A 24,774-nucleotide genomic window follows, 5' to 3' on the forward strand; every position below is an offset into this window, starting at 1 on the left:
TCGATGTGGACCGCTCACGAACGGGGAACACAGTTTTTTAATTGCACAAAAAGTAATCGAAATAGTTAATTTGTGCAAAATTTGTGCAACTTACTAATCCCCGATCCCCTCATCCGGGGGTCTCGTCTTTCAATCACACACACTGTGCCTCTTTTCTGCGCTTGCAAACAAAGATCGACCTGCAAGGGAAAGGGACCAAGGGTGAAGTTCATCATAGCGACGATCAAGCCGTTCAAGCTTGAAGAGGTCCGCGAGGCGCTCACAGATATTGGCGTCCGCGGCATGATGGTAACCGAGATCAAGGGGTTCGGGTCTCAGTCCGGCCACACCGAGATTTACCGTGGCGCAGAATACGCGGTGAACTTCGTGCCGAAAATCAAACTCGAGATCGTGGTCGCCGCCGACATGGCCGACCAGGTGATCGAGACCATCACCAAGACAGCCCGCACCGGAAAGATCGGCGACGGCAAGATCTTCGTGCTCGATGCGCAGCAAGCCATTCGCGTGCGCACAGGCGAAACCAATGGGGATGCGCTCTGAACCGGCGCTGTGACAGAGATTAGGGGACACATACAGATGAAACTACTCAAGACACTCCTGCCCGCTGCCGCGCTTGTCGCGCTGCCGGTTATGGGCATGGCTCAAGAGGCCGCCGCGCCGACGATGGACGAGGTCGGGCCGTATATTCTCACAACACTACTGTTCCTGATGGCAGGCTTTCTCGTGTTCTTCATGGCCGCCGGCTTTGCCATGCTCGAAGCGGGCCTCGTGCGGTCCAAGAATGTGGCGATGCAGTTGACCAAGAACATCGCGCTCTTCTCGATTGCGGCCATCATGTATTGGCTGATCGGTTTCAACACGATGTATCCGGGCGATTTCAACGGCTTCTTCGCCATTGGCGGCCAGACGGTCCTGGACCCGGTCGGCGTTGTCGCAGCGGACGCCGCCCTTGATTATGCGTCGGTTGGCTCGGACTTCTTCTTCCAGCTGGTTTTTGTCGCCGCAACCGCGTCCATCGTGTCCGGTGCTGTGGCCGAGCGGATCAAGCTGTGGCCCTTCCTGGCCTTCGTGGTCGTTCTGACCGGCATCATGTACCCGATCTCGGGGTCCTGGCAGTGGGGTGGCGGCTGGCTGTCCGAAATGGGCTTCTCCGACTTCGCCGGTTCGACTGTCGTGCATTCCGTCGGTGGCTGGGCTGCTCTGGCCGGTGTGATCGTGCTTGGTCCGCGTATCGGCAAGTACAAGGACGGTCGTGTGAACCCGATCCCGGGCTCGAACCTGGCGCTCGCAACGCTTGGCACATTCATCCTATGGCTCGGCTGGTTCGGCTTCAACGGTGGTTCGCAGCTTGCGATGGGCACCGTGGGTGACGTCTCCGACGTGTCGCGTATCTTTGCCAACACCAACATGGCCGCAGCTGCTGGTGCCGTGACTGCGCTGATCCTGACGCAGGTTCTTTACAAGAAAGTCGACCTGACCATGGTGCTCAACGGTGCGCTTGCCGGTCTCGTGTCGATCACGGCTGAACCGCTCGCCCCGACGCTCTTCGGCGCGCTCTGGATCGGTGCCGTTGGCGGAGTGATCGTGGTCTTTGCGGTGCCGTTCCTCGACAAGCTCAAAATCGACGACGTTGTCGGCGCGATCCCGGTTCACCTGTTTGCAGGCATCTGGGGTACCATCGCGGTGATCTTCTACGGTGACGCGAACCTGATCACTCAGCTGACCGGCATCGCCGCCTACGGTGTCTTCACCTTCGTCGGCGCCTTGATCGTCTGGTTCATCCTGAAAGCGATCGTGGGTATCCGCGTCAGCGAAGAGGAAGAGATCAACGGTCTCGACATGGCGGAACTGGGCATGGAAGCCTATCCCGAATTCTCCAAAGGCTGATCTCCTCCTTCCAATCAGCCTTTAGTGACCAACTGCCCGGGCGCTCGCGCCCGGGTTTTTTTGTTGGCCGGATCGTCTAGCCACTGCCGATCAGAACACCGGCGGCAAAGACGAGCGCACCGCCCAGGACCACCTGGAACGCGGCGCGGAAGAAGGGCGTGTCCATGTACCTGTTCTGTATCCACGCGATCGCCCAAAGCTCGATGAACACGACGACAAAAGCGGTGATCGTCGCGGTCCAGAAATCCGGGATCAGGTAGGGCAGGGCGTGGCCCAACCCGCCGACCGTGGTCATGATGCCCGATGCGAAGCCGCGCTTGATCGGAGAGCCACGGCCGGACAATTGCCCGTCGTCTGAGGCCGCTTCGGTGAAGCCCATCGAGATACCCGCACCAACCGACGCCGCCAGACCGACGAGGAATGTCGTCCATGTGTCCTGCGTGGCAAATGCGGTTGCGAAGATCGGCGCGAGGGTCGAGACCGAGCCGTCCATCAGCCCTGCAAGTCCCGGCTGCACCCATGTCAGAACGAACTGGCGGCGGGCGTTTTCCTCTTCGCTGGTGCGGCCGTCGTCGGTCAGGTGCTCGCGCTCGAGCGCCTCGGCGGTGCTTTGATGGCCCGCTTCCGCCGCTGCCAAGTCGCCAAGCAGCTTGCGGGTTGCCGCGTCGGTCGTGCGCTTGGCGGCTTCGAGGTAGAACCGTTCGGCGTCACGCTCCATCACTTCGGCTTCGGCCCGGATCCGTTCGATCCCGAGGTTCTCGACCAGCCAGACCGGCTTTCGCGCGTAATATCCTGCGACGTGTTCGCGCCGGATCAGCGGGATCACGTCGCCAAAGCGCGAGCGGTGCAGGTCAACGAGCCGTTGCCGGTGGCCGTCTTCCTCGGCAGCCATCCCGTCGAAGATCGCTGCGGTCGACGGGTAATCGGCTCTTAGCCGTTCGGCATAGGACCGGTAAATCCGCGCGTCGTCTTCCTCGGACGAGATCGCCAGGGCCAGGATTTCCTGCTCCGACAGGTCCGAAAAACGGCGACGATTCAACGAAAAACGCATTTCAAATATCCTTCATTCCGCACGGACATGCGATCTGGAAGGCGACGCGCGGCTTGTTTTCCGGCGTCTCGATCACACATCCTTACTTGCGAGACTAAACCGATCTGTTTAGCTTTTGAACGCGACATATGGGGTGGCCATGGCAACAGCGCAGGCGCAAATCCGGAAGGGCCGTAAGTTCGACCAAGTGGTCGACGGCGCGCGCGAGGTCTTTCTGCGGGACGGTTTCGAAGGCGCCAGCGTCGACGATATCGCACGCGAGGCGGGGGTCTCGAAGGCGACGCTCTACAGCTATTTCCCCGACAAGCGGCTTCTGTTCATGGAGGTCGCCACGCGGCAATGCGCGGAACAGGCGCAGTTCTCAATCGAGAAGATCGACAGCTCACGTCCGCCGGACGAGGTCCTGTCCTGTATCGCCCATCAGTTTCTGGGGTTCATCTTCTCCGATATCGGACAGCGGATCTTCCGGATTTGCGTGGCCGAAGCGGATCGGTTTCCGCAGTTGGGGCAGGAGTTTTATCACTCCGGTCCCATGATCCTGCGCGCGGCGGTGGTGGAATACCTGAAGACCGCCGCGGCGCGTCGCGAGCTTTTCATCGAAGATTTCAACCTCGCCGCAGATCAATTCGCAGAGCTGTGCAAGGCCGACATCTGGACCAAGCTGGTGTTCGGCATCATCCAGTCGGTCTCGGACCATGAAAAAGCCCGCGTGATCGACGGCGCGGTCAAGACATTCATGGCCCGCTACGGCGCTGGTGAGCCCGCTCTCAGAACCGCCTGATACAGCGATTCGAGCGTTTCGAGGCACTGCTCCATGGAGGCCGCCGCCGCATCCGCCCCGGTTCGGATCGCGATGTCTTTTTCGATTTCGGCGATGTTGCCGCTGATGAAGATCAAGGATCGCGGCGCCGCGATTCGCAGCTCCACGATCGTGCGCGCCAGAGACCGCACGCGATCGGCGCCCGAAGCCGACAGGCCGATGATCGGATAGCCGCCATCATGCGCGATTTGACAAAGCTCGGTTTCGGTCCGCCCGACCTGAAGGTCGATCTCCCATCCCTTTTCGCGCAGGATGTCGGCCGCCATGGTGATGCCAAGCACATGCTGTTCGCCGGGAACGGCAGCGAACAGCGCTTCGCGGTGGCCTCTGACCGCGACAAAGGGGGTGGCTCTGCGAAGGTCGCGCAGCATGTGCAGCATTCGCCCTGCGGCGATCGACATATCGCTGAAATGGATGATGTCCTGTTCCCACCATTCGCCCAACCGACGCGCGGCGCCCGCGATATAAGAAATGCACAGGACCTTATGCGACGCCCCGCGCTCTTGTGCGCGTCTAAGGATACGTGTCGCCTCTTCTGCCGTGGGATCGACCAGCGCGATGCAAAACGCATCCAGATCGACTTCGCTGATATCCGGCGGCGCCTTGCGCGAGATATGCGACAGGCGATTGATCACTTCTTGTGCCATCACAAGAAGAGACGCGTCGGATAGCCGTCGTTCCTGACCATGCGCATCGTCGTCGATGGCACGCACAAGAATCGGTGTGTCGATAGTCAACATAGTCTGGTCTCCAACACGCTAGGCGCAGAAAACCCCTCTCCCCGCGGGAAACATGGCACGCCCACCATCAGGCCGCAATGACCGTTCTGTCGGATGTAGAACGGATCAATCCCGACGGCGGACCATCAGCTGGTTGTTCGACCCGCGTTTGACCTCGAGGACTTTCATCTCGGACACCAGATCGCTCAGCTTGCGTTTGCCATAGGTTCGGGTGTCGAAATCCGGGTTCGCCGAAACGATGTGCTGGCCCAATTGGCCAAGGCGATACCATTCGTCGTCCTGATTTATCGCGTCCATCGCCTTGAGGATCAGGTTGCGCGCGTCGTTCAGGTTGCCCTTCTTCGTTGGCTTGGCGGCCTGGCTGTCCGTGTCTGGCCCATCTTCGAGGTTTTCCAGGAAGATGAAGCGTTTGCAGGCACGGCGGAAGGCGTCGGGTGTTTTCTGCATACCCATCCCGAACACATCGAGGCCCTGCTCCCGCAGGCGCTGCGCAAGGCGGGTGAAATCGCTGTCCGAACTGACCAGCACGAATCCGTCGAAGCGCCCGGTGTGCATCAGATCCATCGCGTCGATGACCAGGGCGATGTCACTTGCGTTCTTGCCCACGGTATTGGCAGGCTGGTGGTGTGGCACCAGTCCGTATTCCGCCTGAACCTTGGACCAGCCCGACATCTGCTGGCTGGAGAAATCGCCATAGCAGCGCCGCACGCTGGCTTCACCCAGCGACGCGATTTCGTCGAAGATCGCCGACGTGTATTTCGGAGACGTGTTGTCGGCGTCGATCAGAACGGCCAGCAGGGGCGGATTGTCGGACATCGGTGAAGACCCTTGTTCAATATGATCCGGCCCCCGCAGCTTGGGGACCGGCTTGGCACTGGTGGTGTGCGGCACGCTGTTGCCACCACCGCGTCTGACAGATCACTCGCCGAGTGCAATCCCCTCGCGGCGCGGATCGGCGCCGCCAGACAGAGTATCGCCGATGGCAATGGCATGCAGCCCTGAGTTCAGATCACGCACGTTCACTTCGAACCCAAGATCGGTGAGCGCGGTTTCCAGATCTGCGGCCGTTGTGCCCTCTTCCACATCGTAGGTGCCGAAGCGGTTGACCAGATGTGGCATCGCGACAGCCTGCTGCACGTCCATGCCCCAGTCCAGATGCGCGATGATGGCCTGCGCGACATAGCCGATGATGCGGCTGCCGCCCGGCGACCCGATAACCAGCGTCGGCGCGCCGCTGCGCAGAACGATGGTCGGCGACATCGACGACCGGGGTCGTTTACCCGGCTCAAGCCGGTTGGCGATGGGACGGCCGTCCGCATGTGTGCGGAACGAGAAATCCGTCAGCTCGTTATTGAGCAGGAACCCCCGCACGAAAAGCCGCGACCCGAACCCGTTTTCGATGGTCGTCGTCATCGACAGCGCGTTGCCATAGCTGTCCACGATCGAGATATGCGAGGTCGAGGGCAGCTCCAGGCTTTCGTCCGGGGCGAGCTCCATCGCGTGATCCCATTCCGGCGATCCGGCGGACACTTCGGGGAGCGCATCATCGCCCTGAAGCAGTTGCCCGCGCTCTTGCAGATAGGCTGGCGCGACAAGGCCCTTCGTGGGCATCGGCACATAATCTGTGTCGGCCATGTAAAGCCCCCGGTCCGCGAAAGCGAGGCGCGAGGCATCGCCGATCAGCCGCCACGCCTCTGCGCTGTCGGGGCCAAGGGCGGCCAGGTCATACCCGTCCAGCATTCCGAGGATCTGCCCTACGGTCAGCGCGCCGGACGACGGCGGACCCATGCCGCAAACCTCGTGCGCGCGGTAGGGCACACAGACCGGATCGCGTTCCTTGACCTCGTAAAGTGCCAGATCGGCGCGCGACAGAACGCCGGGATTGCCCGCAGCGGTGCGGACGGTTGCCACGATGTCGGACGCGATCGGTCCGGTGTAGAACACGTCCGCGCCCTCTGCCGCGATCAGGCGCAACGTGTTGGCGTAGTCCGCATTGACGAGCGTGTCGCCCGCTGCAATCGCGTTCCCGCCCGGGAAGAAATAGTCCTGCGCCGCGCGAAATCGGCCCAGCCGGTCGGCATCGCCCTCGACCAGTTCGGCCAGACGCGGCGAGACGGTAAAGCCGCCTTCGGCCAGATCAATCGCTTCTGAAAAGAGCGACGCCCAGTCGGAGCGGCCCCACTTCTCATGCGCCGCCTGCATCAGCGCGGGTGTGCCGGGCGTGCCGACAGATCGGCCACCGACCACCGCATCGAAGAATCCCATCGGCTCGCCATCTTCGGTCTGGAACAGCGTCGGCGTCGCCTCGAGCGGGGCCGTTTCCCGCCCGTCCAGCGTTGTCACCTCGCCGGTATTGGCATCGTACCAGACCAGAAACGCACCGCCGCCCAAGCCAGAGCTTTGCGGCTCCACCAGACCAAGCACCGCCTGCACCGCGACCATCGCATCGGCGGCCGTGCCGCCCTCGCGCAAAACGCGCGCCCCGGCTTCGACGGCCAGCGGGTTGGCGGCGGCGACCATCCAATCCTGTGCTTCGACCGGCGTGCCGGCCTCTTTGGCCGCAAGCGCCGTACTTGCGGCCTCGGACAAGGCACCAAAGGCCGTCGTCGTCTGGGTCGCGGCCTCTGGTGCCACGGCATCCGCGGCCTCTTGTGCGACCGAGGACGTGGCCACAGCAAAGGCCAGGACGGCAGAAACCGTCAGACCTGTTCGGGAATGGATGCGCATCACTCTTTCTCCTCTGGCTTGAATAGAAATGGGACGCGCGGGAAGGCCCGCACGCAGGAAAGGATCGATCATTTCAAAGGGGTGCGTGGCCCCTTCTTGAAAAAGGCGTCAGTAGATCACGACGGAGCGGATGCTTTCGCCCTTGTGCATCAGGTCGAAGCCTTTGTTGATGTCATCGAGCGGCATGGTGTGGGTGATCATCGGGTCGATCTCGATCTTGCCGTCCATGTACCAATCCACGATCTTGGGCACGTCCGTGCGCCCCCGCGCGCCGCCGAAGGCCGTGCCTTTCCACGTGCGCCCGGTCACAAGCTGGAAGGGCCGCGTGGCGATCTCGGCGCCAGCCGGGGCCACGCCGATGATGATGCTCTCGCCCCAGCCCTTATGCGCACATTCCAGCGCGTCGCGCATGACCTGCACATTGCCGGTCGCGTCGAACGTGTAATCCGCACCACCCTTGGTCAGGTTCACCAGATACGGCACCAGATCGCCCTCGACCTCCTTGGGATTAACAAAATGGGTCATGCCGAAGCGTTCGGCCATCGCCACCTTGTCGGGGTTGATGTCGACACCGACGATCTGGTCGGCACCGGCAAGGCGCAGCCCCTGAATGACGTTGAGGCCAATCCCGCCCAGACCGAACACCACGGCACGGCTGCCGATCTCGACCTTGGCGGTGTTGATGACCGCGCCGATCCCGGTGGTCACGCCGCAACCGATGTAACAGACCTTGTCGAAAGGCGCGTCCTCGCGGATCTTGGCAAGCGCGATTTCCGGCAGGACCGTGTGGTTCGAAAACGTGGAGCAGCCCATGTAATGCAGGATCGGATCACCGTCCAACGTGCTGAACCGCGACGTGCCATCGGGCATCACGCCCTTGCCCTGGGTTTCGCGGATCGACTGGCAGAGGTTCGTCTTGGGGTGCAGGCAGTATTCGCATTCCCGACACTCCGGCGTGTAAAGCGGGATCACGTGGTCTCCGGGCTTGAGGCTGGTCACACCTTCGCCCACTTCGACAACGACGCCCGCGCCTTCGTGGCCCAGGATGGCGGGAAACATGCCTTCAGGGTCTGCACCGGACAGGGTGAACTCGTCGGTATGGCAAATGCCTGTGGCCTTGATCTCGACCAGCACCTCACCGGCGCGGGGGCCGTCGAGGTTCACATCCATGATTTCCAGTGGCTTGCCTGCCTGTACGGCAACGGCGGCACGCGTGCGCATATCTCTTCTCCCATGTTGGTCTTTTGCAGATGACCCTTGCGGCAAATGCGGGTCTTTGCAACCTTTGGCGTATTGTTAAACCGGAGATGATAGATGCAGAAGTTTGTTTTGTTGGGTCTGTCACTTGGGCTGGCGGGCTGCATGACGATGCCGAATCCGCAGCCGCTTCAGCAGCCGACGGGGGAGGTAGGGTCCGACACCTGTGGCGCGGCGCAGGCGGCGAACCTGATGGGAGCGCAGCGTTCGGTTGTGGAATTCGTCGATTTCGAACAGCCGGTACGCATCCTTGGGCCAGAGGATGTGATGACCATGGATTTCAATCCCAATCGGCTGAATTTCACCATCGGGCCCAGCGGTGTGGTGACGAAAATCACCTGCGGATAAATCAGGGGCGGCTCGACTCGCAGGCGACTTGAGATATAAAGAACAAAATAAGAACATTTGCTGCCGCGAGTCTCATGCCCAACCGTCGTATCCTGTCCATCTGGTTTCCCCGGCTGGCCGCCGAACGCCATATCCGGCGTGACCCCAATCTGGGGGGGGTGCCCTTTGCGGTGGTGCGCGATATCGGTCAGGCGCAGGTGCTTGCGTCGCTGTCGCCCCTGGCGCAGACGGCGGGGCTCTACGAAGGCCAGCCGCTACGCGATGCCCATGCGATGTGCGCCGACCTGCTCACCCGGCTGTCGAATCCCCATGCCGAGGCGGCGTTTCTGGGCGTGCTGCACCGCTGGGCGGGCAAGTTCTCGCCTTGGGTCGCGCGCGAGGAACCCGATGCGCTGGTCGTGGACCTGACCGGCTGTGCGCATCTCTTCGGGGGTGAAGAACAGCTTGCCTTGCAGGTCGAACAGGATTGCACCGATCTGGGTCTCTCGGTGCAGCTTGGCATCGCCGACACGCTGGGCGGAGCCTGGGCGCTGGCGCGGTTCGGTGGCGGGCAGTGCGGCGATCATCACCGCAACGGCGACGCGATTGACCAGGAGGCGCGCGCGACCCGGTCCCGCGCCGGCAAGCGGCGGCATTGGGAACGCGGTGGTGCCGCGCCGGTGCTGGCGGTTGCCCCGATGCAGGGCCGCGCCCGGATCGCCGCGCCGGGCAAGACCTATGCCGCCCTGGCCCCGCTGCCCATCGCGGCGTTGCGGCTGGACGATCACACGATGAAACAACTGTCCCGCCTTGGCCTGCGCCGGGTGAAAGACCTGGTCGATCAGCCCCGCGCAGGGCTGGCGCGCCGCTTTGGCCGGGGGTTGGTGGCGCGTGTGGATCAGGCGCTGGGCGCGCTGCCCGAACCCGTGAGCCCCGCCCCTCCCCCCGATCGTTTCGCCACGCGGATGAGCCTGCCCGATCCGATCGGCCTCGAGGACGACGTGATGGCTGCAATCGACCGGATGCTGCCGCGTCTCTGTGGATCGCTGCGAAACAAGGGGCGCGGCGCGCGTACTCTGCGCTTCGAGGCGTACCGCGCCGATGGCACGATGCAGTGGATGAACGTCACGCTGGCCAAACCCTCGGACGATGCAGATCACATCCGTCCGCTGCTGCGCATGAAGGTCGAGGATCTGGATGCAGGCTATGGCATCGACATGCTGCGGCTCGAGGCGGTGCTGCACGAACCCATCCACCTGCGCACCGCGTCGGGCCACCTTGAGGCGGCGGAGCAGGCGCGGGTGCGGCAGGCCGGGGGCAGGCCCGGATCGCTGGACCGGCTGATCGGGCGGCTGGGCACCCGGCTGGGTATGGAGGCGATCACCCGGGTGCAGCCCGCCGACAGCCACATCCCGGAAAAAACCTGGGTCACGGTGGCCGCCGCGTGGTCGGACCCGGTCAAGGGCTGGCCAGAGCGTACCAGGCCCCGTCCGCTGCGCATGTGGGTTCCGGAACCCGTGATGGTCCCCGATGTGCCGCGCCTGCCCGGGACCTTTCGCTGGCGCGGGCGCGATCATGTCGTGCACAGCACCCGTGGCCCCGAACGCATCGCGCCGGAATGGTGGCTGGACGATCCCGCCTGGCGCAGCGGTCAACGCGATTACTGGGAGGTAATCACCGACGAAGGCCACCGTCTATGGCTGTTCTACGCGCACGGGGCATCGAAATCCTCGGGCTGGTTCTGTCAGGGAGCATTTGCGTGACACTGCGCTGAAATGCGTCGACGCATTTCCGCCTTTTCTTTGAAGAAGAGGCGCGCCTCCTGCCAAAGGTTTGCAAAGGGTTAAACGGTCCGAAACGGACCCAATGTTTCGCGCGCGAAACAAAAGGACCAGATCGGACCTATTTCGACTTCTACTGGCGCGAAGCGGTCTGAGCCTCAACTCTGGTTCGCGCCGCGCATCTGGCGGATGCTGCCGCGGATCGTGCGCCAGTAGGTTGCCTCTTCGCTGTCGCCGACATCTCGGTAGTGGTGTTCCCGTTGCGCAGCCAGCGCTTCGGCCTTGTCGCCATGCGACCGATAAAGTGCATGTGCGATTTCGGTGGCTTTGATGACATCCATGCTGAGCCCTCCTCTGCAATTCAGCAATGAGGCGCTTGCGAAAGGTGGTCTGGATCACCCGACCCGGTCAAGCGCTTGCCGCAGCCGGACGCCGGGATCTCGATTGTTCGGGATCGGCGTGACGCCGTACATCCGGGCACTTGCCGCGCCCACGGAATTGCCCTGTGACGGCAATAGCTGCGTCGCTCATGTATACACCTTTCGGCGTCAAAAATCAATTTTACCGAGTCCGCGATGCGCGGGACTCTGCCTTGGGGTCAGGGGGCTTCTTTCGTTTCGACGGGGAATGCGCATTTGCAACGTCTGTGCAGGGCGGTGTTTCAAAATGCTTGATTTACCGCGACGCCTGCACACATCATGAAATATGAACAGTATCACACCGTTCCCGACCCACGCGTCCGCGCCCGAGCAGGTGGCCTTTCACCGGACCGAGCTGAACGTCATTCTGTCTCTTTACGGGCGCATGGTGGCTGCCGGGGAATGGCGGGATTACGGAATATCGACCTTGCGCGACATGGCGGTGTTTTCGGTGTTCCGGCGCACGGCCGAAAACCCGCTCTACCGGATCGAAAAGCGCCCCAAGCTGCGCAACCGGCAGGGGCAGTACGCGGTGATCGGCATTGACGGGCAGGTGCTCAAGCGGGGGCACGACCTCAAAACGGTTTTGCGCGTGCTGGAGCGCAAGCTGATCCGTGCGGTCGAATAACACCTCTCCACAATCACGATAAGACGCGGTAAGCGGCGGGAATGACGACGTTGCCCGACATTTACTCCGCCCGCGTGGCGGACGGATCGCTCAATCGCGATCCCGCGCAGGAAGCAGTGCTGCCCGAGTTCGAACGCATCCGCGCGGCACTGGCCGAGCCGGTGAAGAAGGGATTGTTTCGCAAGGCACCCGAGCCTCCGAAGGGGCTTTACCTTTGGGGCGGCGTCGGGCGGGGCAAGTCGATGCTCATGGACCTTTTTGTCGAAAGCTTGGACGTGCCCGCGCGCCGCGTCCATTTCCACGCCTTCATGCAGGAGATTCACGCGGCCATTCACAAGGCCCGGCAGGACGGGGTCGAAGATGCGATCAAGCCGGTGGCGAAGTCCGTGTCCGACAGCGTTCGACTGCTGGCCTTCGATGAAATGCAGATCACCGATATCACCGATGCCATGATCGTCGGGCGGCTGTTCGAAAAACTGTTCGCTGCGGGCGTGGTGGTCGTCACCACGTCCAACCGCGTGCCGGACGATCTTTATAAGGACGGTTTGAACCGGCAGATTTTCCTGCCCTTCATCGAGATGCTCAAGGCGCGCATGGTGGTGCACGAATTGGCGTCTCCGACCGATTATCGTCAGGATCGGCTTGCCGGGGCGCAGGTGTATTTCACGCCGAACGACGGGGCCGCCAAGGCGGAAATCAATCGCATCTGGGAAGAGCTGACGCAGGGCGAGCAAGACAGTCTGACGTTGCACGTTCAGGGCCGCGAGATCGAATTGCCGCGCTTTCACAACGGCGTGGCGCGGGCGAAATTCTATGATCTGTGTGGCAGGATGCTTGGCCCCGCCGATTACCTTGCGCTGGCCGATGCGGTGCGTGTGCTGATCATCGAGGACATCCCACGTCTGAGCCGACAAAACTTCAACGAGGCCAAGCGATTTGTCACGCTTGTCGACGCGCTTTACGAAGCGCGCGTGCGGCTGATCGCGTCGGCGGCCGCCGAGCCGGAGATGCTCTATGTCGAAGGTACGGGCACGTTTGAATTCGAACGCACCGCAAGCCGCCTGCGCGAGATGCAGGCCGAAGGCTGGGGCGAGAACTGACAAAAAAAGAGGTCCCGAAGGACCTCCAAGGCTGCTCGATTGTTCTCGCCTGTCTTCAGGTCCTTGCTATGCCTTACATCGATGGTGGCGCGAGGGGCGCGCCTGAGGTGTCGTCGTCTTGGATGTGGAGGGCTTCAAGCAGAGCTTTCTCATTCGCCCGATGGCTGAAACCAGCCGGATCGAGACGCATGTGAACACCAGATAGCACCGTAAAATCCCCCGTTCCGTGTAAGCTTTTTCAGCAAATCACGAAGTCTGCAAACCTTGTGCCACAGTGATTCGCACCGGTCAACATTTAGCTGACTCGGAACGGAACTTTTCCACCAGTGGCGTGTTCTGCTAGATGTTGTGGGCTATCGCACGGGCAGTTTCAGCGTCATTCCGGGCGTCAGACTGTCCGGGCTGGCCATGATATCCACGTTGCCCCTGTAGATCTCGGACGCCATTCCGGTATCGCCGAAAACTTCCTTGGCGATGCTGAGCAGCGTATCCCCGTCGCGCACGAGATATGTTCCGTCGTCAGCAGGCGGAGCGGTTTCGGTGCGCACAGGCGTGATCTCCGTCAGCGTCGGCGTCGCGTTGGTCGAAGACGCGGTTTTCGCGATGCTGCGCTGGACCACGCTGTGCAGAAGGCTGCCGGGCTGGCCGGGGGCCGGGGCCTCTCCGGTGGTCACGGATTTGAGGTTTGAGATCGCGCTGAATGTCATGTCTCGCATGTTCGTCGGCTGGTCGGCGGCCTGCGGCTTTGCATCGACCACTTGCACGGGCGCCGGGATCGGCGCGGCGACGGTTTCGGTTTCTTGCGGCGCGCTGACCAGGGGTGCCGCGTCGCGCGTGACGACTTCGGGTTCGTCCATCGCCTCGAACGTCGCATTGCGGGGAGAGCCGGGCTGGAACACGATCAGAACAATCGTGAGACCGATAAAGGCGGTGCCCATAAGGGCCATGCGGATCAGGCCGCTGGTTTTGGATGTGTCTGTCATTGGCCCACCGAACTGTTCAATCCCAGCGCCGTCCAGTTTGATGTGCCGCCGCGATAATATTTGAGCTTGTCCGCCGGATAGCCTGCCTCGAGCAGATGCGTGATGGCATCATTGGCCGCTTTGTCGTCCGGACCGAGCCCGAAAACCACGAGGCTGAAGGCACCGCCGAACTCGGGCGCGGTCTCGGCGTTAGTGACGCCAAGGGCCGACAGAAGGTCGGCGCGGTACGGGTTGTCGGGAAGGAACGTGGCGACGGGGACGTTGACCGCACCGGGGATCGTGCCGGACGAATAGGCACCGGGCATGCGCACGTCGATCAGAAGACCAGAGCCGGTGCTGACGGCGGTTTGAAGGAAACCGATGACTTCGAGCTCGCCCAGCGTCTCGACGCCGCGCGCGGCGATCATGGGTTGGATACACGAGGACGGGCAGGACGGACCGCTGCGCGTGACCATCATTTCGGTGCCATTCATGGAGAACTGGAGCGCGCTTGCGCTTTCGGTGATTGCCGCGGATTGCGCAAAGGCCGGAGCGCCCGCAACAAGGGCGGCCGCAACAACGGCGCGCTGAACTGGTACCATGTCGTCACCTATCCGTCCCGCATGCGCGGGAACTGCTCTTTTTTGCAATAGATATAGGCGATCGAAGCCATTTTGGTCAACATAAAGTGACCTGACCCAAATTTGGGTCAACCGATCAGGCGCAACACATGCCCTGCGAGGTAGAGCGAGCCGCAGATCAGAACACGGGCATTGGGTTCGATTTTTGCGATGTCGCGCAGAGCGCTTTCGACGCTGTCGGCCTCGTGCGCTGTAAGGCCAACGTCTTTGGCGGCTTTTGCCGTGTCCTCGGCGGTCAGGGTATTCGTCTCTCCGGGGATCGACACGGCGCTCAGATGATCCGCAACGCCGGCCAGTGGACGCAGATACCCGCGCACATCCTTGGTGTTGAGCATACCGCAGATCAGATGGGTCGGCCGTTTCGGCAGGCTGCGCAAATGGGTGGCCAGAGCCTCCCCCGCCGCAGGGTTATGCCCTCCGTCCAGCCAGAGATCGATTTGCGGTGCCAAGGCGTTGAGAGGCGTGTCCTTGAGGTGCTGCATCCGCGCGGGCCAATAGGCGTTTCGCATCGCGCCGTCATATGCGGGTTCGGGCATCTTCAGGTGGCGCAGGGCTGCCAATGCCGCGCCCGCGTTCTGGATTTGATGCTGACCGGGAAGATTGGGCAGCTCTAGATCCAGCAGGCCGTTTTCGTCCTGGTAGACCAGCCGCCCGCGCTCTTCGCTGACATGCCAGTGTTGACCATAGGCCAGCAGAGGCGCGCCCAGACGCGCGGCGCGCGCTTCGATCACCTCCAAGGCGTCGTCGTGTTGAGGCCCCACCACGCAAGGCACCCCGCGTTTGAGGATCCCGGCCTTTTCACCCGCGATCTTGGCAATCGTGTCGCCAAGGTAGCCTTCGTGATCCATCGACACCGGCGTGATGATGGTGAGCGCGGGTGTGTCGATCACGTTTGTCGCATCCAGCCGTCCGCCAAGCCCCACCTCGAGCAGCGTGTAATCCGCAGGGGTGCGGGCAAAGGCCAGAAGGGCGGCGCAGGTCGTGATCTCGAAATAGGTGATGTTGGCGCCATCGTTTGCGCGATAGCACTCGTCGAGAACATCTGTCAGATGCGCCTCGGTGATCAGACCTCCGGCAAGGCGGATGCGTTCATGAAAGCGCGCCAGATGTGGGGAAGTATAGGCGTGAACGCTCTTGCCCGCCGCTTCGAGCCCGGCGCGGATCATCGCCTGCGTCGATCCCTTGCCATTGGTCCCGGCAATGTGGATCACCGGCGGCAACGCGCGTTCGGGATGATCCAGAGCGGCCAGGAGCGACCACACCCGGTCCAGCGTCATGTCGATGATCTTTGGGTGAAGGGCCATCATCCGGTCAAGGATGACGTCCGAACCGGCCTCGGCGCTCACAGGGTTTTGTCGGATGCAGCCGGGGCGACCGGCGTGGGGTCTACCGGGCCCGGCGCGGGCAGATCACCGGCGACCGGAGGCGGCATGTGCATGAGCATGCGGATGATCTGGACCAGTTCTTCGCGCATCTTGCGGCGGTCCGTAACCCGGTCGAGCATGCCATGTTCCAACAGGTACTCGGCGCGCTGGAAGCCCTCGGGCAGCTTTTCGCGGATGGTCTGTTCGATCACGCGCGGGCCTGCGAAACAGATCAGCGCGCCGGGTTCTGCGATCTGGATGTCACCGAGCATCGCGTAGGATGCAGTGACGCCGCCGGTCGTGGGATGGGTCAGGATGACGATGTAAGGCAGGTTCGCCTCTTTCAGCATCTGCACGGCCACGGTGGTGCGCGGCATCTGCATCAGGCTCAGGATGCCTTCCTGCATCCGCGCGCCACCGGCGGCGGAAAAGAGAACCAGCGGGCGGCGCAATTCAACGGCTTTTTCGGCGGCGGCGATGATGGCGTTGCCGACATACATGCCCATGGAGCCCGCCATGAAGCTGAAATCCTGCGCGGCAGCCACGATGGGCGTGCGGCCGATTTCACCGGTGGCCACCAGCATCGCCTCTTTTTCGCCGGTCGCCTTTTGTGCGGCGCGCATCCGGTCGGGATATTTCTTCTGGTCGCGGAAATGCAGCGGATCGGCCACCGGTTCCGGCACGGCGACTTCGGTGAAGATCCCGCCATCGAACAGCCCTTCGAACCGGGCGCGCGGTGTGATGTTCATGTGGTTGCCGCAATTGGTGCAGACATTCAGGTTGTCCGACATCTCGCGGTGGAACAGCATGGTCCCGCATTCGTCGCATTTCACCCAGAGGTTCTCGGGAAGTTCCCTGCGCGAGAAGATCGAGTTGATCCGGGGTCGGACGTAATTGGTGATCCAGTTCATGCAGTGCGGCTCCCGTCACCCTGTCGTAGCTGGACGTGATCTAAGGCCCATTCGACGGAAATGCAATCAACCCTGCGGCGTGAGATTGGACCGAGCCGGGCCGCGTTTGACGCCCAGTTGCCGTTCCCGCCAGATGATCAGAACGCCTGCACCGATGATGACGACAGAGCCGACAATGGTGTGTATTGTCGGGATTTCGTCGAAGATCGTGTAGCCGATGATAAGCGCGAAGAGGATCGAGGCATAGTCGAACGGGGCCAGAAACGCCGCCTCTGCGTGGCGATAGGACGAGGTCAGCAGGATTTGCGCAACGCCGCCGATCACACCTGCGCCGATCAACTGGCTGGCGGTCACGGCGTCGGGCAGCACCCAGCCGAAGGGCGATGTGAGCAGAGATAGGCAGGACGCGGTGACGGCGAAATAGAACACCACCGATGACGTCGTTTCGTTCTGAACGAGCTTGCGGATATGCACATGCGCCAGCGCGCGCAGCGTTGCGGAGGCCAGCACGAGGGCGACGCCCCACCGCGCCGCTGTTCCCAGGGCTTCGTTGCCCAGTTGCGGAAGCATGACGATCACGACGCCGACGAGGCCTATGAAAACGGCCGACATCCGCACCAGCCGGATCTTTTCGCCCAGCAGGACAGCCGCGAAAATCACCGTCATTATCGGGGCGGCATAGCCCAGAACGGTGACTTCGGGCAGCGGCAAAAGCCCAAGAGCGGCAAATCCGCAAGCCATCGCGCTGACCCCGAAGAGACCGCGCCAGAAATGGCCGGAGGGGTTGCGGGTGCGCAGACCTGTGCTCAATTCGCGGCGAAAGACAAGCCAGGCGAGGATCACGGGGATTGCGAAAAAGGAGCGGAAGAACACCGCCTCGCCGGGTGGCACCACGTCCGAGCTGGCTTTGATCAGTGACGCCATGATGACGAAAAGCAAGACAGCGCTGAGTTTCAGCGCCATGCCGCGCAGCGGGGACATAGGTTCTCCGGGTCAGGGTTGTGAAGATACCCTGCCTGCGCCGCACGGGAAGGTCAATCCGGCGCGCGCCGCGCTATCGAGGTCAGGTCAAAAGCACTTCATAGAGCAATTTGGCAGAAACGACGGCCAGCGCGACTTCGACGAGGACGAAGAAAACGCGTTCGGGCAAGGCGCGCGACACCGCCGCACCGCTCCATGCGCCGGCCAGTGCGAACGGGGCGAGCCAGATCGCTTGGGCGGCACTGTCCCACGTGATCTGCCCGGCGAGGATGAAGGGCGGCACCTTGAGCAGGTTCACGATGGTGAAAAAGATCGTCGTGGTGCCCAGATACACCATCTTGTCGAGCTTTTGCGGCAGGACATAGGCTTGGAATGGCGGGCCACCGGCGTGCGAGATGTAGCTTGTCAAGCCCGCCACTGTGCCCCAGAACAGCCCGCGCGGCACATCGGCTGGACGGGCAGGGACCTCGACCCTGGCGAAGCGGCGGCGCAATGCGCTTACGAGGTAGAACAGGCCGATCAACGCCACCAGAAGCTTGGCCGCATCGCCGGGGACGTAAGACACCGTTGCGAAACCGACGCAAATGCCCACGACCGCCGCGGGAAGCAGGATTTTCAGGTTTCGGACCGAGAACGCCCTGCGGAAGAGGTAAACGGCGTACATATCCGCGACGATGTAGATCGGCAGCAAGAGCCCCGCGGCGACCGCCGGGTCCATGAACAGCGACATGAGCGGAACGGCCAAAAGCGCGATCATCGGCAACCCGCCCTTGGACAGCCCCATCAAGAAGGCCGCCAGCCCTGCCACGATCCAGTATTCCAAGGGACACCCCGTGTTGATCCGCGCAAACAGGTGTCACGACGCTGAACGAAAGCCAAGCCGGTCTTTGAGCCTGCTAGGATTAATGAGCAGCAGCCTCACAATCGCGGCGCCGCCGTGATGCGATCCGACACGCCCTGACACTTGGTCAGCCGCGAAGTCGGCGTCAGTTCGGAGGGCTGGCTTGATCAGGCCGTTTCGCGGCAATGCCTGCGGAAGGACCGTTTGAGCATATCAAGCTCGGCCCGCAGCAGGGACATTTCGGCGCGGATGTCTTCCCCGGCGGCGTCCCCGGCGATGATCGCGAAATCGCCCAACGGCTGACCGAGGGCGGATTCGGTGATGATGAACGTGTGCACACCATCGGCCAACATGGTCGACGGGACCGGCACCTTGATCAACCAGGATGCCGGGTCGGGCAACGGGTCGACCGACACGTCCGGGATCGCCGTGTCATGAACCCGAACCTCTACCTTGGGGGTCGAGCTGTCGTCGGAATCTCCGGCGATCACACCTTCCCAGACACCTTCGAAAAAGCGGGTTTTCGACAGGGAATAGGCTGTCATTCTGCGGTCCTCACATTTCGGCGCGGGGGCGACGGCTGAAGAACAGATCGCGCAGGACGACCTGACTCATTTCCGGGTTTTCGAAAATCAGGTCGATCCAGACCTTTTCGACGCGTTTCTCGTTCAGCTTGGTGTAGGCCAGATCGAATTCGACCACCAATTCGCGGTCGTGGAGCGGCAGTTCCCGCACGATCTGTTCGGTGTTGGGGCCATGTTGCACGTTGAGCCGGGCGAAGATTTCCAGCGGGCGTTCCAGTTCGACGATCGCGTCGCAGCGGATCAGGTGTTTTCGCTTGAGGCCAACCGTCGCTTCTGGCGGAAGGTCGATCACGAGCGACAGGTAGGAGCCGTCAAAGCGGAACACGTCAAGCCGTAGGCCATAGGCGGCGAGGTCGTCCGCACTGGTGTTCCGAAGCTGGCGCAGGGTCAGTTCGGATTGGGCGCAATCGTGGAACAGGGTGACTTCGCGGCCGAGCATGGATTTGTTTTCCACCGATGAAATGCCCTGAACGGGCAGCGGGCCGCACCACACTTCGGGTCGCCAGGACCAATCCGCATCATAGGGCACCGGCACCGCCTGGTTGCCAAGAACCGGCAGGGCCAGCCTGTCGCCAGCGATGTGGAGCAATTCGTCGAGGTGGTATTTCAATCGCCGTGCCGCGGCACGGTTTCGCCGCAGATCGCGCAGGTCCGCATCGCGTGCGGTTTCCGCCCACCGGCGGAACCGCCTGAGCGCGGATTGCTGGATCACACGGTCGAGAAGACCGGGTTTCATCTCCGACATGAGCTGCTCGCTCCAGTTATTATTTTGTGTCCGATGCGTCAGGGCACCGGTTCAATGTCTTTATTACAGATCGCGCGTTTCAAATAAACGGGCAAGTCGCACCGCAAGTGGATCGACGTTCAATTGCGACTGTTCTGCACTCCCGATCGAGGTCGACGCAGAATTAGCGCGAATTCGTGAAGAAACGGTGTTGAGAAATGCCGCGCCCTGCGCACCGAGCAGGGGGCTGCCCTTGGGCGCGTAGAGGGCGATGCCGATCAGATGCCGGTCGAGCACGAAGGCGCCGCGCCAATGTCGCGGATCGCTGCCGTCAAAGGCGGTCTGGCCGCCATTGGCCATCTGTCCGACGTCGATCGCGCTCAGCTGGCGTTCTTGCAGCAGGTCGGTCTGTAACGCTGCGGCCAGATCGGCGAGCAAGGGCGCGCCGTTTGCGGCCCGGCTCACCGTGACCGTCACGAGGACCGGTTCGACAAACGGGCCCTGCGCGCCGCCGGACAGGATGTTGCAGCTGGCAATGGCGGCAAATCCGCCGCTGGCCGAGCGGCGCAGCGTGGTCGGGTCGATGCAATACCCCTCGGGGCCGGAGACGACGACCTCATCGCGGGCAAGGTTCGCGGAAGGTAGCGGGGCTGGGCCAACGTCCGATCCGCCGGCCACCAGCGACATGCTGTTGACCGTGCCGGTTTCATCACACCCGGTCAGGACTGCCGCGCCGATGAGCGCGGCAAAGAGGGGGAGACATGCCCGTGTCACAGATCGGCGTAGACGTGCTTTTCGCCTTCGGCACCGGGATGTGTCACGGCACCCTTGTAGGTCGGGCCCACAAGCTTGGCGAATTTCCAGATCGCGCCGGAGGTGTAGATCGTGTCGCGTGGGCCCTTCCAATTGTCCTTGCGGCGGGCCAGTTCCTCGTCCGACAGATCGACGGTCAGGGCACCCGACACGGCATCAATGGTGATCATGTCGCCATTTTCGAGCAGGGCAATCGGGCCACCTTGTGCCGCTTCGGGACCGACATGGCCGACGCAGAACCCACGTGTCGCGCCGGAGAAACGCCCGTCCGTGATGAGGGCCACCTTCTTGCCCATGCCTTGCCCTGACAGGGCTGCGGTGGTGGACAGCATTTCGCGCATGCCCGGCCCACCGGCGGGGCCTTCGTTGCGGATCACGATGACCTCGCCTTCCTTGTATTCGCGCGCCTTGACGGCGGCGAAGGCGTCTTCCTCGCATTCGAACACGCGGGCGGGGCCGGTGAAGACCTGGTCCTCGGCCTTGATGCCGGCGACCTTCACGATGGCGCCTTCCGGGGCGAGGTTGCCCTTGAGGCCGACCACACCGCCGGTCTTTGTGATCGGAGTTTCGATGGAATAGATCACCTTGCCGTCAGCTTCGCGTTCGATCAGGTCGAGTTCTTCGCCGATGGTGCGGGTGGAGGCGGTGATGCAGTCCTCGTGGATGAGACCTGCCTTGCGCAGTTCCTTCATGACGACAGGGATGCCGCCAGCATCGTAAAGATCCTTGGCAACGTAGGTTCCGCCGGGCTTCAGATCGACGAAATACGGGGTGTCCTTGAAGATGTCGCAGACATCTTCAAGGTAGAACTCGATCCCTGCTTCGTTCGCAATGGCGGGCAGGTGAAGGCCAGCATTGGTCGACCCGCCGGTACAGGCCACAACGCGCGCCGCGTTTTCCAGTGCCTTGCGCGTGACCACGTCGCGGGCACGGATGTTCTGTTCGATGAGGTCCATCACCGCGCGGCCCGACGCTTCGCCATAGGCGTCGCGGCTTTCATAAGGTGCAGGCATGCCGGACGAATTGAAGAGCGCGAGACCGATCGCTTCGGACACGCAGGCCATTGTGTTTGCGGTAAACTGGCCGCCGCAGGCACCTGCGCTCGGGCAGGCCACGCGTTCGAGCATGTCGAGCGCCTTGTCGGACATTTCGTGGTTCTGGTGACGGCCCACAGCTTCGAACATATCCTGCACCGTGAGGTCGCGGGATCGGAAGTCTTCGGGAATTTCATCGACCTGCGGCGCGCGTCCCGGGAGGATCGAGCCGCCGTAGATAAACACCGACGGCACGTTGAGGCGCACCATCGCCATCATCATGCCGGGGAGGGATTTGTCGCAGCCCGCAAGTCCCACAACCGCATCATAGGAGTGGCCGCGCATGGTCAACTCGACCGTGTCGGCAATCGCCTCGCGCGATGCAAGGGACGAGCGCATGCCTTCGTGGCCCATCGCGATGCCGTCTGTCACGGTGATCGTGGTGAATTCGCGGGGCGTTCCGAAGGCTTGCTTCACCCCCATCTTCACGGCCTGCGCCTGGCGGTTCAGCGCGATGTTACAGGGCGCGGCTTCGTTCCAGCAGGTCGCGACGCCGACGAGAGGCTGGTGAATTTCCTCTTCCGTCATACCCATCGCATAGTAGTAGGACCGGTGCGGCGCGCGTTCGGGGCCTTCGGTTACATGGCGGCTGGGCAGTTTCGACTTGTCGAACGGACGCTTGAGCATGACGCTCCTCCCTGAATACGTGGTTCCGTTTGGAATAGCGATTAGGTCAGGTTCGCACAAGAGACCGAGACGGTTTCAAATCAATTCGAAACGCGATGTCGTCGGCATACCTGATGCGGTCTGCATCCAACGTGCAAGACCTGTGCTTCGCAGTGTTCCGGATAAAACCGACTAGCGATCGAAGAGCCCCGCGACAGCGTATGCCGGAGCGAGCAGCGCGCGACGCATCGGACCCAAGGGAAACCTCTTGGGCGGGTGTGACAGGAAGGCGGGAAACGGGCCTTTCGCCGGTTGTCCCAACACGATCTCGGCCAGACGGGCGCCGAGATAACTGCCCATCGCAACGCCGTTGCCATGATACCCCATCGCCGCGAAGACGCCCGGCATCTCGGGCACGGGGCCGGCGAAAGGCGTGAGGCTTCGCATCAGGCAGAGAAGCCCCGACCATTCATGCGTGATGTCGATGTCCGTCCACTCGGGGAACAAGCGATGAAAGTCAGCGCGGATTTTCCGCGAAAGCGCCGCTTCGGCGCGAGGTGTGGCACGCAGGCCGCCGCGCATCCCGAAAAGAAATCGCCGATCCGGCATGAGCCGGAAGTAATGCAGAAGGTGTCGGCTGTCGTAGCACATCTGATCGCTCGTCCAGCCCTGACGAGTTTGCTCGCTTTCGGTGATCGGACGGGTGACGATGATCGTGGATTGCACCGGCAAGTACCGGGCACGCAGCCAGCCTGGGATGTCTTCCGAGGAATAGCCGTTGGTGGCGAGGATCACCTTGTCGGCGGTGATGGTTCCGTTCGGCGTGGCGATCTGCCATTGCGCACCTGACTTGGTGATCGCGGTTGAAGGGCTTTGCCCGAAGAACTGGACGCCATGCTTTGATGCCGCTGCGGCCAGACCGGCGTGATACTTCGCCGGGTTGAGGGCAAAGCCGATGGGAAGGGTCATGCCGCCGTGAAACGCTCCGCCCAGACCGCGCTGCCGTAGCTCTTCGGGTGGGATCAGGTCGGGCGCGACACCGTAGGTCTCATGCGTTTCGGCGAAACTTGCACGGATCCGTTGCATGGCTTTCGGTGAGTGGGCCAAGAGCGTCTCGCCTTTCGAGTGGCGGTCCGCGTCGATGTGGTGCTCCGACAGAAGGTCGCTTACGTGATCGACCGCAGCGCGTTCGGCGGCGTGCCACGCACGGCGCGCATCCTCGCCGTAACGTTTGCCCATGATCGAGCCGCCGAGTTTCGATCCACCAAGACAGCAGAACCCACCATTGCGCCCGGATGCGCCCCAGCCGGGCTGTTCGGCGTCGATAACCGTGACGGATACACCGGAACGCGCCAATGCGAGAGCGGCATTCAGCCCGGTAAACCCGCCACCGATCACGGCTATTTCGGCGGCGTGGCCGCCTTTCAGCTCTGGGTGATCTGCTGGCGGCGTGCCGTCGCGCCACCAACAGTTTCTAAGCGTGGTGTATGCGGCGGCCTCGTAGATGCGCCTCATGCGGGGCGCTCGGCCATCCGTTCATCCCGCGCCTGTCGCACGGCAGCCTGCTTGGTGATCAGTGACGCCGTGATCACGCCGACGGTGACTATGGCGATCATGATCGTCGACAGCGCGTTGATTTCTGGGCTGACGCCAAGTCGCACGGCCGAGAAGATCTTGATCGGCAAGGTGGTGGCGGATGGCCCGGTGGTGAAGCTGGCGATGACCAAATCATCCAGCGACAGGGTGAAGGCCAGAAGCCAGCCTGAGATCACGGCGGGCGCGATGATGGGCAATGTCACCAGCCGGAATGCCTCGAACGGCGAGCAACCCAGATCGAGCGCGGCTTCCTCGAGCGACTGGTCAAAGCTCACCAGCCGCGAGGACACGACGACGGAGACGTAGCACATGGAGAAGGTGGTGTGTGCCAGGACGATCGTCAGCACGCCGCGATCCAGACCGATGCCGATGAAGAGCAGCAGCAGTGACAGGCCGGTGATCACCTCGGGCATCACGAGTGGTGCGTAGATCATGCCGGAGAAGAGCGTCCGTCCGCTGAACCGCCCGGCGCGCACCAGAACGTAGGCGGCCATCGTTCCCAGAACCGTGGCGATGGTGGAACTCATGACCGCGACCTTGATCGTCACCCAGGCGGCGTTGAGGAATTCCTCATTGCGGAGAAGCTCGCCGTACCATTGGGTCGAGAACCCGGCCCAGACCGTGACCAGTTTCGACGCGTTGAAGCTGTAGACCACGAGAATGATCATGGGCATGTAGAGAAATGCGAAGCCCAGCGTGAGCGCGGTGGCGTTGAACCACGAAAAACGTTTCATGGCGCGCCCCTTTCGGTTTCGCCCGCCGCAGCGGGCGACCGGGGGGGGGGGGGGGGGGGGGGGGGGGGGGGGGGGGGGGGGGGGGCGGGGGGGGGGGGGGGCGGGGGGGGGGGGGGGGGGGGCGGGGGGGGCGGGCCCCCCCCCCCCCCCCCCCCCCCGCCCCCCCCCCCCCCCCCCCCCCCCCCC

The 24,774-nt window shown here is 62.6% G+C and carries 25 protein-coding genes; 7 read left to right on the plus strand and 18 right to left on the minus strand.

What is annotated here, in order from left to right:
• Window positions 1-201: 201 nt before the first annotated feature.
• Window positions 202-540 carry a P-II family nitrogen regulator gene (locus Q1B16_RS10640; RefSeq protein ID WP_292060931.1) on the plus strand — a complete coding sequence of 113 codons (339 nt, stop codon included), beginning with the start codon at window positions 202-204 and terminating at the stop codon, window positions 538-540.
• Window positions 541-576: 36 nt separating this feature from the next.
• Window positions 577-1,887 carry an ammonium transporter gene (locus Q1B16_RS10645; RefSeq protein WP_299787754.1) on the plus strand — a complete coding sequence of 437 codons (1,311 nt, stop codon included), beginning with the start codon at window positions 577-579 and terminating at the stop codon, window positions 1,885-1,887.
• A 76-nt stretch (window positions 1,888-1,963) separates the two neighbouring features.
• On the opposite strand, the gene mbfA is transcribed toward Q1B16_RS10645, so the two are convergent.
• Window positions 1,964-2,938 carry an iron exporter MbfA gene (gene mbfA, locus Q1B16_RS10650; RefSeq protein ID WP_299787757.1) on the minus strand — a complete coding sequence of 325 codons (975 nt, stop codon included), beginning with the start codon at window positions 2,936-2,938 and terminating at the stop codon, window positions 1,964-1,966.
• A 139-nt stretch (window positions 2,939-3,077) separates the two neighbouring features.
• On the opposite strand from mbfA, the gene Q1B16_RS10655 reads away from it, so the two are divergent.
• Window positions 3,078-3,719 carry a TetR/AcrR family transcriptional regulator gene (locus Q1B16_RS10655; protein WP_299787760.1) on the plus strand — a complete coding sequence of 214 codons (642 nt, stop codon included), beginning with the start codon at window positions 3,078-3,080 and terminating at the stop codon, window positions 3,717-3,719.
• Here the strand turns inward: Q1B16_RS10655 and Q1B16_RS10660 are convergent.
• The 4 genes from Q1B16_RS10660 to Q1B16_RS10675 all read right to left on the minus strand — a co-directional run bounded on the left by Q1B16_RS10660 (window position 3,683) and on the right by Q1B16_RS10675 (window position 8,446).
• Window positions 3,683-4,498: a cobalamin B12-binding domain-containing protein gene (locus tag Q1B16_RS10660; protein ID WP_299787763.1), complete on the minus strand. Its 816-nt coding sequence runs from the start codon at window positions 4,496-4,498 to the stop codon at window positions 3,683-3,685. The two genes, Q1B16_RS10655 and Q1B16_RS10660, sit on opposite strands and share 37 nt — an antisense overlap.
• 105 nt (window positions 4,499-4,603) lie before the next feature.
• On the minus strand, window positions 4,604-5,314 hold the full coding sequence (locus Q1B16_RS10665) for an NYN domain-containing protein (RefSeq protein WP_299787766.1): 711 nt from the start codon (window positions 5,312-5,314) through the stop codon (window positions 4,604-4,606).
• A 102-nt stretch (window positions 5,315-5,416) separates the two neighbouring features.
• On the minus strand, window positions 5,417-7,225 hold the full coding sequence (ggt, locus tag Q1B16_RS10670) for a gamma-glutamyltransferase (RefSeq protein WP_299787769.1): 1,809 nt from the start codon (window positions 7,223-7,225) through the stop codon (window positions 5,417-5,419).
• A 108-nt stretch (window positions 7,226-7,333) separates the two neighbouring features.
• Window positions 7,334-8,446, minus strand: a complete 1,113-nt coding sequence (locus Q1B16_RS10675; RefSeq protein ID WP_299787772.1) for an S-(hydroxymethyl)glutathione dehydrogenase/class III alcohol dehydrogenase — start codon at window positions 8,444-8,446, stop codon at window positions 7,334-7,336.
• 93 nt (window positions 8,447-8,539) lie between these two features.
• Between Q1B16_RS10675 and Q1B16_RS10680 the strand changes: the two genes are divergently transcribed.
• Both Q1B16_RS10680 and Q1B16_RS10685 read left to right on the plus strand, forming a co-directional pair.
• Complete coding sequence (locus tag Q1B16_RS10680) at window positions 8,540-8,830, plus strand: I78 family peptidase inhibitor (RefSeq protein ID WP_299787775.1); 291 nt, start codon at window positions 8,540-8,542, stop codon at window positions 8,828-8,830.
• A gap of 74 nt (window positions 8,831-8,904) precedes the next feature.
• On the plus strand, window positions 8,905-10,572 hold the full coding sequence (locus Q1B16_RS10685) for a DNA polymerase Y family protein (RefSeq protein WP_299787778.1): 1,668 nt from the start codon (window positions 8,905-8,907) through the stop codon (window positions 10,570-10,572).
• Window positions 10,573-10,748: 176 nt separating this feature from the next.
• Here the strand turns inward: Q1B16_RS10685 and Q1B16_RS10690 are convergent, their stop codons facing one another.
• Complete coding sequence (locus Q1B16_RS10690) at window positions 10,749-10,931, minus strand: hypothetical protein (RefSeq protein ID WP_299787781.1); 183 nt, start codon at window positions 10,929-10,931, stop codon at window positions 10,749-10,751.
• Window positions 10,932-11,295: 364 nt separating this feature from the next.
• On the opposite strand from Q1B16_RS10690, the gene Q1B16_RS10695 reads away from it, so the two are divergent.
• Both Q1B16_RS10695 and zapE read left to right on the plus strand, forming a co-directional pair.
• Entirely contained in the window at window positions 11,296-11,637 is a 342-nt protein-coding gene (locus Q1B16_RS10695; protein WP_299787784.1) for a DUF2794 domain-containing protein, read from the plus strand.
• A gap of 41 nt (window positions 11,638-11,678) precedes the next feature.
• Entirely contained in the window at window positions 11,679-12,737 is a 1,059-nt protein-coding gene (zapE, locus tag Q1B16_RS10700; protein WP_299787787.1) for a cell division protein ZapE, read from the plus strand.
• A 353-nt stretch (window positions 12,738-13,090) separates the two neighbouring features.
• Here the strand turns inward: zapE and Q1B16_RS10705 are convergent, their stop codons facing one another.
• The 12 genes from Q1B16_RS10705 to Q1B16_RS10760 all read right to left on the minus strand — a co-directional run bounded on the left by Q1B16_RS10705 (window position 13,091) and on the right by Q1B16_RS10760 (window position 24,588).
• The gene (locus Q1B16_RS10705) at window positions 13,091-13,720 is read right to left on the minus strand and encodes a LysM peptidoglycan-binding domain-containing protein (RefSeq protein WP_299787792.1); all 630 of its coding nucleotides are present in this window, start codon (window positions 13,718-13,720) and stop codon (window positions 13,091-13,093) included.
• Entirely contained in the window at window positions 13,717-14,301 is a 585-nt protein-coding gene (locus Q1B16_RS10710) for a rhodanese-like domain-containing protein (RefSeq protein WP_299787795.1), read from the minus strand. The genes Q1B16_RS10705 and Q1B16_RS10710 overlap by 4 nt, the downstream gene beginning before the upstream one ends.
• 107 nt (window positions 14,302-14,408) lie before the next feature.
• Entirely contained in the window at window positions 14,409-15,647 is a 1,239-nt protein-coding gene (locus Q1B16_RS10715; protein ID WP_299787873.1) for a folylpolyglutamate synthase/dihydrofolate synthase family protein, read from the minus strand.
• A gap of 35 nt (window positions 15,648-15,682) precedes the next feature.
• The gene (accD, locus tag Q1B16_RS10720) at window positions 15,683-16,615 is read right to left on the minus strand and encodes an acetyl-CoA carboxylase, carboxyltransferase subunit beta (protein WP_299787798.1); all 933 of its coding nucleotides are present in this window, start codon (window positions 16,613-16,615) and stop codon (window positions 15,683-15,685) included.
• Between the two features lie 66 nt (window positions 16,616-16,681).
• Window positions 16,682-17,596 carry a DMT family transporter gene (locus Q1B16_RS10725; RefSeq protein ID WP_299787801.1) on the minus strand — a complete coding sequence of 305 codons (915 nt, stop codon included), beginning with the start codon at window positions 17,594-17,596 and terminating at the stop codon, window positions 16,682-16,684.
• Window positions 17,597-17,678: 82 nt separating this feature from the next.
• Complete coding sequence (locus Q1B16_RS10730; protein WP_299787804.1) at window positions 17,679-18,419, minus strand: sulfite exporter TauE/SafE family protein; 741 nt, start codon at window positions 18,417-18,419, stop codon at window positions 17,679-17,681.
• Between the two features lie 185 nt (window positions 18,420-18,604).
• Window positions 18,605-18,982, minus strand: a complete 378-nt coding sequence (locus Q1B16_RS10735) for a hypothetical protein (RefSeq protein WP_299787807.1) — start codon at window positions 18,980-18,982, stop codon at window positions 18,605-18,607.
• 10 nt (window positions 18,983-18,992) lie between these two features.
• Entirely contained in the window at window positions 18,993-19,766 is a 774-nt protein-coding gene (locus Q1B16_RS10740; protein ID WP_299787810.1) for a DUF6478 family protein, read from the minus strand.
• A 63-nt stretch (window positions 19,767-19,829) separates the two neighbouring features.
• Window positions 19,830-20,432, minus strand: coding sequence for a dihydroxy-acid dehydratase (locus Q1B16_RS10745; RefSeq protein ID WP_299787813.1), 603 nt, complete (start codon window positions 20,430-20,432; stop codon window positions 19,830-19,832).
• 83 nt (window positions 20,433-20,515) lie between these two features.
• Window positions 20,516-22,279 carry a dihydroxy-acid dehydratase gene (gene ilvD, locus Q1B16_RS10750; RefSeq protein WP_299787816.1) on the minus strand — a complete coding sequence of 588 codons (1,764 nt, stop codon included), beginning with the start codon at window positions 22,277-22,279 and terminating at the stop codon, window positions 20,516-20,518.
• Between the two features lie 171 nt (window positions 22,280-22,450).
• Window positions 22,451-23,773 carry an FAD-binding oxidoreductase gene (locus tag Q1B16_RS10755; protein ID WP_299787819.1) on the minus strand — a complete coding sequence of 441 codons (1,323 nt, stop codon included), beginning with the start codon at window positions 23,771-23,773 and terminating at the stop codon, window positions 22,451-22,453.
• Entirely contained in the window at window positions 23,770-24,588 is an 819-nt protein-coding gene (locus Q1B16_RS10760) for an ABC transporter permease (protein ID WP_299787822.1), read from the minus strand. Before Q1B16_RS10760 ends, Q1B16_RS10755 begins: the two co-directional genes overlap by 4 nt.
• Window positions 24,589-24,774: the final 186 nt, after the last annotated feature.

The organism is uncultured Marivita sp. (genome assembly GCF_947488135.1).
Taxonomy (GTDB): Bacteria; Pseudomonadota; Alphaproteobacteria; order Rhodobacterales; family Rhodobacteraceae; genus Marivita.

Coding starts and splice junctions, on each gene's coding strand:
- Q1B16_RS10675 (WP_299787772.1), bottom strand. CDS start 8,446: ATGCGCACGCGTGCCGCCGTTGCCGTACAGGCAGGCAAGCCACTGGAA.
- Q1B16_RS10740 (WP_299787810.1), bottom strand. CDS start 19,766: ATGTCGGAGATGAAACCCGGTCTTCTCGACCGTGTGATCCAGCAATCC.
- accD (WP_299787798.1), bottom strand. CDS start 16,615: ATGAACTGGATCACCAATTACGTCCGACCCCGGATCAACTCGATCTTC.
- Q1B16_RS10760 (WP_299787822.1), bottom strand. CDS start 24,588: ATGAAACGTTTTTCGTGGTTCAACGCCACCGCGCTCACGCTGGGCTTC.
- Q1B16_RS10645 (WP_299787754.1), top strand. CDS start 577: ATGAAACTACTCAAGACACTCCTGCCCGCTGCCGCGCTTGTCGCGCTG.
- zapE (WP_299787787.1), top strand. CDS start 11,679: ATGACGACGTTGCCCGACATTTACTCCGCCCGCGTGGCGGACGGATCG.
- Q1B16_RS10735 (WP_299787807.1), bottom strand. CDS start 18,982: ATGACAGCCTATTCCCTGTCGAAAACCCGCTTTTTCGAAGGTGTCTGG.
- Q1B16_RS10665 (WP_299787766.1), bottom strand. CDS start 5,314: ATGTCCGACAATCCGCCCCTGCTGGCCGTTCTGATCGACGCCGACAAC.
- Q1B16_RS10690 (WP_299787781.1), bottom strand. CDS start 10,931: ATGGATGTCATCAAAGCCACCGAAATCGCACATGCACTTTATCGGTCG.
- Q1B16_RS10755 (WP_299787819.1), bottom strand. CDS start 23,773: ATGAGGCGCATCTACGAGGCCGCCGCATACACCACGCTTAGAAACTGT.
- Q1B16_RS10685 (WP_299787778.1), top strand. CDS start 8,905: ATGCCCAACCGTCGTATCCTGTCCATCTGGTTTCCCCGGCTGGCCGCC.
- Q1B16_RS10715 (WP_299787873.1), bottom strand. CDS start 15,647: ATGATGGCCCTTCACCCAAAGATCATCGACATGACGCTGGACCGGGTG.
- ilvD (WP_299787816.1), bottom strand. CDS start 22,279: ATGCTCAAGCGTCCGTTCGACAAGTCGAAACTGCCCAGCCGCCATGTA.
- Q1B16_RS10745 (WP_299787813.1), bottom strand. CDS start 20,432: ATGTCGCTGGTGGCCGGCGGATCGGACGTTGGCCCAGCCCCGCTACCT.
- Q1B16_RS10725 (WP_299787801.1), bottom strand. CDS start 17,596: ATGTCCCCGCTGCGCGGCATGGCGCTGAAACTCAGCGCTGTCTTGCTT.
- Q1B16_RS10695 (WP_299787784.1), top strand. CDS start 11,296: ATGAACAGTATCACACCGTTCCCGACCCACGCGTCCGCGCCCGAGCAG.
- Q1B16_RS10680 (WP_299787775.1), top strand. CDS start 8,540: ATGCAGAAGTTTGTTTTGTTGGGTCTGTCACTTGGGCTGGCGGGCTGC.
- Q1B16_RS10705 (WP_299787792.1), bottom strand. CDS start 13,720: ATGACAGACACATCCAAAACCAGCGGCCTGATCCGCATGGCCCTTATG.
- Q1B16_RS10655 (WP_299787760.1), top strand. CDS start 3,078: ATGGCAACAGCGCAGGCGCAAATCCGGAAGGGCCGTAAGTTCGACCAA.
- ggt (WP_299787769.1), bottom strand. CDS start 7,225: ATGCGCATCCATTCCCGAACAGGTCTGACGGTTTCTGCCGTCCTGGCC.
- mbfA (WP_299787757.1), bottom strand. CDS start 2,938: ATGCGTTTTTCGTTGAATCGTCGCCGTTTTTCGGACCTGTCGGAGCAG.
- Q1B16_RS10660 (WP_299787763.1), bottom strand. CDS start 4,498: ATGTTGACTATCGACACACCGATTCTTGTGCGTGCCATCGACGACGAT.
- Q1B16_RS10710 (WP_299787795.1), bottom strand. CDS start 14,301: ATGGTACCAGTTCAGCGCGCCGTTGTTGCGGCCGCCCTTGTTGCGGGC.